Source organism: Maritalea sp., assembly GCF_047634455.1.
GTDB lineage: Bacteria > Pseudomonadota > Alphaproteobacteria > Rhizobiales > Devosiaceae > Maritalea.
On record NZ_JBLIAI010000098.1, the window covers coordinates 1 to 6,146 of the forward strand.

A 6,146-nucleotide genomic window follows, 5' to 3' on the forward strand; every position below is an offset into this window, starting at 1 on the left:
GTCGATCAATTCGCCAAACGGAATGCCCATTTCTTCTTCAAACGTTGCTGGCATATTCACATGGCCAGAAACACAGAATAATTTTGAACCTGTGTTGTTTGCCCGGCCCAATCCGGCGAACCAAGAACCGCCCCGGCGCAGAATTTCTGGCACAACAGCAATTGATTCCACATTGTTCACTGTGGTTGGGCAACCATAAAGGCCCATGCCCGCTGGGAACGGAGGCTTTAACCGTGGCTGACCCTTTTTGCCTTCAAGGCTTTCAAGCAATGCAGTTTCTTCGCCGCAAATGTAAGCGCCTGCGCCATGGTGGACGATGATATCAAAGTCCCAACCATGCACATTGTTTTTGCCAATCAGATTGGCGTCGTACGCTTGGTCGACAGCAGCTTGCAGCGCTTCACGTTCGCGAACAAATTCGCCACGCACATAAATGTAGGCGTGATGCGCATCCATACCGCGTCCAGCCAACAAACACCCTTCAACAAGGTGGTGCGGATCATGGCGCATAATTTCGCGGTCTTTGCAGGTACCCGGCTCAGATTCGTCGGCATTCACAACCAAATAGTGAGGACGACCGTCGCTCACTTTGGGCATAAATGACCATTTCAAACCGGTCGGAAAGCCCGCACCACCACGGCCACGCAGACCCGATGATTTGACTTCTTCAGTGATCCAATCGCGGCCTTTGTCGATAAACGACTTGGTTTGCGACCAAGAGCCTCGGCTCTGCGCGCCCTTAAGGCCCCAATCACCTTGATTGTAGAGGTTCGTAAAAATACGGTCTTGATCTGACAGCATATTTTAACGCCCCCGCTTGTAGGCGACGAAGAGTAGGAAACCAACGACAGCGCTAACAACAAAGCCCAAAAAGCCCGTCGTGAGCAAAACAGCAAACATACCAACGATACGAATGGCCAGGTAAGTCACAATCATGAACGCAATTGCGATCACGATGTTTTTGCCCGACATTTCAATGCCCATGATTTTTTGTGCCATTAGCGTGGATCCTTACCGAAAACTTTGCGATATTCTTCAGCGCCGCCCTTGGCTAATGCCTTGGCTTGTGCTTTCCAGTCGTCGCGCTCAATCCGGCCCTTAAAGCTCAAACGATCATCAACTTCCGTAATCTGCTTTTTGGTGAAATTTGCGACCTGAGCGTATTGAGTGATGCCCAATTCGTTGAGTTTGCGCTCGAGTACCGGCCCAACACCTGAAATCAACTTCAGATCATCTTTTGCGCCCGCAGGCGCGTCGAACAAAGGTGCCTTTTTACCAGCCGCTACTGCCTTAGGCGCAGCTTTTTTCACGACAGGCTTTTTAACAGGCGCTTTTGGTGCTTCTGCTTTTGCCAGTTTTGTTTGCGCGCCTTTGGGCGCAAGCTTGGCTGGAGACTTTTTGGCAGGTGTGTTGGCAGCGGTGGTAACAGAGTGTGCTGGCACTTCAGTCAACGTGACCATACCGCCTTCAGGCGCAGAGAACTGGCGATCAATCTGCGGGCCCACTTTAACGTCCTTGCCCGCTTCAAACTCGTCGATGATCTCTTCAAGTCGTTCGGGTGTCAGATCTTCATAAGTGTCTTTGAAGACCATCATCATCGGCGCATTCACACACGCACCAAGGCATTCAACTTCTTCCCAAGACAATGTGCCAGAAGCATTTGGCTCAAACGGTTTTTCATTGATCTTGGATTTGCAAACCTTGATCAAATCTTCAGACCCGCGCAACATGCAAGGCGTGGTGCCACAAACTTGAATGTGCGCTTTGGTGCCAACAGGCTTGAGCTGAAATTGCGTATAAAATGTTGCAACTTCCAAGACCCGGATATACGGCATTTCGAGCATATCAGCGACATGCTCGATACATCGTTTGGTTACCCAACCATCCTGGTCCTGCGCCCGCATCAACAACGGGATAACGGCCGACTGTTGCCGACCTTTTGGATATTTTGCGATCGTTTGCTTCGCCCATTTTTTGTTTGCTGAATTGAAAGCAAAACCTTCAGGCTGCACTTGATCCTCTGCGAGACGACGAACTGACATTACCTGTCCACCTCACCAAAAACGATATCAAGGGTACCAATAATCGCCGAAACGTCAGCGAGCATGTGGCCCTTACTAATGAAATCCATCGCTGACAAATGCGCGAACCCGGGGGGACGAATTTTACAGCGATACGGCTTATTTGACCCATCTGATACGAGATACACCCCAAACTCACCCTTTGGCGCTTCCACACAGGCATATACTTCGCCAGCGGGAACTTTGTAACCTTCGGTATAGAGTTTGAAGTGGTGAATTAGAGCTTCCATCGACTGCTTCATTTCGTTCCGTTTCGGCGGAACAATCTTGCCGTCAGTTGAAGAAACAGGTCCCTGCCCTTCAGGCGCACGTAGCTTGACGATACATTGGCGCATGATGCGAACAGACTGCCTCATCTCTTCCATGCGGCACAGATAGCGGTCATAGCAGTCGCCATTTTTGCCGATGGGAATGTCAAATTCCATCTCGTCGTAGCACTCATAAGGCTGCGATTTACGCAAATCCCATTTCGCGCCAGATCCACGCACCATGACGCCTGAAAATCCCCATTCCCATGCATCGTGAAGGGCCACATTGCAAATATCAACATTACGCTGCTTGAAAATGCGGTTGTCGGTCAAAAGACCTTCAATATCGTCGCAAACTTCAAGAAATGGATCGCACCACGCTTCAATATCGTTGATCAATTCTGGCGGTAAATCTTGATGCACCCCACCAGGACGAACATAGGCCGCATGCAAACGAGCTCCACATGCCCGCTCGTAAAATATCATCAGTTTTTCACGCTCTTCAAAGCCCCAAAGCGGCGGGGTAAGCGCCCCAACGTCCAAAGCCTGAGTGGTGATGTTCAGCAAGTGATTGAGAATGCGACCGATTTCTGAGTAAAGTACGCGGATCAATTGCCCACGACGCGGCACTTCGATCTCAAGCAGCTTCTCGATAGCTAGAGCAAATGCATGCTCCTGGTTCATTGGCGCCACGTAATCAAGACGATCAAAATACGGGATCGCTTGCAGATAGGTTTTTTGCTCTATCAGTTTTTCCGTGCCGCGATGCAACAAACCAATGTGCGGGTCACACCGTTCAACAACTTCGCCATCCAACTCCAAAACAAGGCGCAAAACGCCGTGCGCCGCAGGGTGCTGCGGACCAAAGTTGATGTTAAAATTTCTTACCTGAGCTTCTGCCATGATAAACCTCAGCTCTGCACTTTTTCGTCACCGGGCAGCACATAGTCAGTGCCTTCCCAAGGTGACAGATAATCAAAATTTCTGAATTCTTGCGCCAGTTTCACAGGCTCATAGACCACCCGTTTCAACTCTTCATTGTAGCGAACTTCAACAAAGCCTGTTACCGGGAAGTCTTTGCGCAGCGGATAGCCTTCAAAGCCATAATCTGTCAGCAAACGCCGCAAGTCCGGGTGACCCACGAACAAAATGCCGTACATGTCATAGGCTTCGCGCTCAAACCAATCTGCGCCCGGGAACACGCCGCAAATGGAATCAACCGGTGTCTTTTCATCGGTCGTGAGTTTGATGCGAATACGAACATTCCGGGTTGGACTAAGCAAATGGTAAACCACATCAAAGCGCTCAGGCCGGGCCGGATAGTCCACGCCACATACATCAATAAAACTGAAGAACTGACATTGACTGTCTTCTTTCAAGAAGCGGATGACTTTGACGATTGCAGCGCGCTCAATATTGAACGTCAGCTCGCCAAATTTCATGCTTGTTGAAAGAACAGCGTCTCCCAACTTTGCTTCAATATATTCGCCAAGTTCTGTAAGCGTTGTGTCCATAATCACGCCCTATCGCTCTATCGTGCCGGTGCGGCGAAGCTTCTTTTGCAGCATCAATATGCCATACAAGAGCGCCTCAGCAGTTGGCGGACAACCTGGAACATAAATGTCCACAGGCACAACCCGGTCACAACCGCGAACAACAGAATAGGAATAATGATAATAGCCGCCACCATTCGCGCATGATCCCATAGAAATCACATAGCGTGGCTCTGGCATTTGGTCGTAAACTTTGCGCAATGCAGGTGCCATTTTGTTGGTCAACGTCCCCGCAACAATCATCACATCTGACTGGCGAGGCGAACCACGTGGGGCCGTGCCGAAACGCTCAACGTCATAGCGAGGCATCGACATCTGGATCATTTCAACGGCGCAACACGCCAAACCAAACGTCATCCACATTAAAGAACCCGTACGGGCCCAATTAATCAAATCGTCAGTTGCGGCAACCAAAAAGCCTTTGTCAGCCAGTTGGTCATTGATATCGAGGAAAAATGGATCATCTCCGCCAAACGGTTTGCCCGTTTTTGGATCGAGAATCCCCTTTGGCTGTGGCGCAACCAAAGTTGAACTGTTGCCTAATCCCATTCCAGAGCCCCTTTACGCCATTCATAAACAAAGCCGATGGTCAAAACGCCCAAGAAAGCCATCATCGCCCAAAATCCGAACCAGCCGACGCTTTTAAATGCGACCGCCCAAGGAAACAGGAATGCAACCTCTAAATCGAAGATGATGAAAAGGATCGCGACCAGATAAAAACGCACATCAAACTTCATGCGCGCATCATCAAAAGCATCAAAGCCACATTCGTAGGCCGATACCTTTTCAGGATCGGGGTGCTTAACAGCAATGAGGAAAGGCGCAACCAAAAGCGCGAGGCCGATAACGGCAGACAGCCCGATAAAGATAATCACAGGCAGATAATTGAGGAGCAATTCGTTCATAATTGCCATGCCTTTAGTGTTGACCGGAAACCCGGCCTGGGAATCAAAGTGTGTGGACCTAAGCCACAATTCGGCCCAAATCATCGTTGCTACGGCTTAACGTAGCGGTTTGCGCGATTCAAGAGGAATTATTGTCCCATTCCATCTTTATCGCCTAATTCCCGCTGACATGACATAAATCAACAATATCAATAAAATATGATTTTTAAACTCCTCTTAAAATCAAACAAAAAGCATCAAACTTTCAGATTCGATTCGGCAAAAAAAAGACCGCCACATATGTGACGGCCTCAATTCAAACTGTCTGAAAATCGATGCTAGTTGAAATACCAGCGAATTTTACCATCAATCTCGTGGCCTACTGTGCCACCAGAATTGAACAAGTAATTATATTCAGCACCCAACGTCACTTCTTGTGTCAGTGCGAATTCCATACCGGCACCTACAAGGCCAACACCTACGCCAGTGTCATAACCACCACCGCCAACGCCATAAACCAACACGTCATCGCTGACCAAATAACCGGCCCGCGCGGTTGCTTCATAAAGTCCGCCAGTAACAACCCCACCAGCGACCAAAGCATTTGCTTCAAGTTCAGCACCATAAACCATAGCGCCATCTTGGATGTTGATACCTGCAACGCCACCAATGCCCCACTCGGCACCGCCAGTGTTCACATAGGCATTGTTCAAGCCAACATAAAAGCCGTTCCAGTCAAAACCGGCAGCTGTATAGGCTGGTGTTACCTCATTCCCATAATTAGTCACAGGATCTGCCGCGTAGGCACCTGCCGTCATCACAACACCCGCTAGGGCAGCGATGGAAATTTTCTTCAATATAGCCATTTTGGCCTCCGTGAATAATCATGCACTAAGTTACAAACTCGATGTAAGAAGCATACCATTTAATTCAATGCTTAATCGCATCACAATCGCGAGATAGCCCGCTAAAAGCTTCGCTTGGTAAAGTATCTCTTAACAATCTGACCAATTCACGGTGTTCGCGTGGCAAAAATGTGTCATTAGCTCCCCTGCGGCGTTTTAAGGCGACAACCAACCCCAAAGGCACAAATCAAAATCTGAAAAACCACCCACATGAAAAAGGCCGCCCTGCGGCGGCCTTCAGATTACGAACAGATTTAGGTTCGGCTAGTTCATATACCAACGCACTTTGGCGTTAATCTCATGGCCACCACCCGACGCAAGGTAATTATACTCGCCACCAATGGTCACATTGTCATAGGCAACGAACTCCGCCCCAAAACCAGCTAGGCCCGCAAATGCGCCGCCATCGCTAACAACACCGCCCACTGCATAAACAAGAGCGTCTTCAGAAACCAAAACACCCCCACGAGCGGTC

General features: G+C 49.3%; 9 protein-coding genes. All 9 read right to left on the reverse strand.

What is annotated here, in order from left to right; translation table 11 throughout:
- Positions 1–801 (reverse strand): NADH-quinone oxidoreductase subunit NuoF (gene nuoF / locus ACJAZW_RS14845; protein WP_415159483.1); only part of this gene is annotated, 801 nt, incomplete at its 3' end.
- A 3-nt stretch (positions 802–804) separates the two neighbouring features.
- The gene (locus ACJAZW_RS14850) at positions 805–999 is read right to left on the reverse strand and encodes a hypothetical protein (RefSeq protein ID WP_415159485.1); all 195 of its coding nucleotides are present in this window, start codon (positions 997–999) and stop codon (positions 805–807) included.
- Complete coding sequence (gene nuoE, locus ACJAZW_RS14855) at positions 999–2,042, reverse strand: NADH-quinone oxidoreductase subunit NuoE (protein ID WP_415159487.1); 1,044 nt, start codon at positions 2,040–2,042, stop codon at positions 999–1,001. Before nuoE ends, ACJAZW_RS14850 begins: the two co-directional genes overlap by 1 nt.
- A complete protein-coding gene (locus ACJAZW_RS14860) occupies positions 2,042–3,232 on the reverse strand; it encodes an NADH-quinone oxidoreductase subunit D (protein WP_415159489.1) in 1,191 nt (396 codons plus the stop codon). The genes nuoE and ACJAZW_RS14860 overlap by 1 nt, the downstream gene beginning before the upstream one ends.
- Before the next feature lie 8 nt (positions 3,233–3,240).
- A complete protein-coding gene (locus tag ACJAZW_RS14865; protein ID WP_415159491.1) occupies positions 3,241–3,843 on the reverse strand; it encodes an NADH-quinone oxidoreductase subunit C in 603 nt (200 codons plus the stop codon).
- Between the two features lie 9 nt (positions 3,844–3,852).
- The gene (locus ACJAZW_RS14870; protein WP_415159493.1) at positions 3,853–4,431 is read right to left on the reverse strand and encodes a NuoB/complex I 20 kDa subunit family protein; all 579 of its coding nucleotides are present in this window, start codon (positions 4,429–4,431) and stop codon (positions 3,853–3,855) included.
- A complete protein-coding gene (locus ACJAZW_RS14875) occupies positions 4,422–4,787 on the reverse strand; it encodes an NADH-quinone oxidoreductase subunit A (RefSeq protein WP_415159495.1) in 366 nt (121 codons plus the stop codon). The genes ACJAZW_RS14870 and ACJAZW_RS14875 overlap by 10 nt, the downstream gene beginning before the upstream one ends.
- Before the next feature lie 317 nt (positions 4,788–5,104).
- Positions 5,105–5,632, reverse strand: a complete 528-nt coding sequence (locus ACJAZW_RS14880; protein ID WP_415159497.1) for a hypothetical protein — start codon at positions 5,630–5,632, stop codon at positions 5,105–5,107.
- 303 nt (positions 5,633–5,935) lie between these two features.
- Positions 5,936–6,146 (reverse strand): hypothetical protein (locus ACJAZW_RS14885; RefSeq protein WP_415159499.1); only part of this gene is annotated, 211 nt, incomplete at its 5' end.

Excerpts from the sequence above, each read along its gene's own strand:
- ACJAZW_RS14850 (WP_415159485.1), bottom strand. The coding sequence starts at position 999 with ATGGCACAAAAAATCATGGGCATTGAAATGTCGGGCAAAAACATCGTG.
- nuoE (WP_415159487.1), bottom strand. The coding sequence starts at position 2,042 with ATGTCAGTTCGTCGTCTCGCAGAGGATCAAGTGCAGCCTGAAGGTTTT.
- ACJAZW_RS14860 (WP_415159489.1), bottom strand. The coding sequence starts at position 3,232 with ATGGCAGAAGCTCAGGTAAGAAATTTTAACATCAACTTTGGTCCGCAG.
- ACJAZW_RS14865 (WP_415159491.1), bottom strand. The coding sequence starts at position 3,843 with ATGGACACAACGCTTACAGAACTTGGCGAATATATTGAAGCAAAGTTG.
- ACJAZW_RS14870 (WP_415159493.1), bottom strand. The coding sequence starts at position 4,431 with ATGGGATTAGGCAACAGTTCAACTTTGGTTGCGCCACAGCCAAAGGGG.
- ACJAZW_RS14875 (WP_415159495.1), bottom strand. The coding sequence starts at position 4,787 with ATGAACGAATTGCTCCTCAATTATCTGCCTGTGATTATCTTTATCGGG.
- ACJAZW_RS14880 (WP_415159497.1), bottom strand. The coding sequence starts at position 5,632 with ATGGCTATATTGAAGAAAATTTCCATCGCTGCCCTAGCGGGTGTTGTG.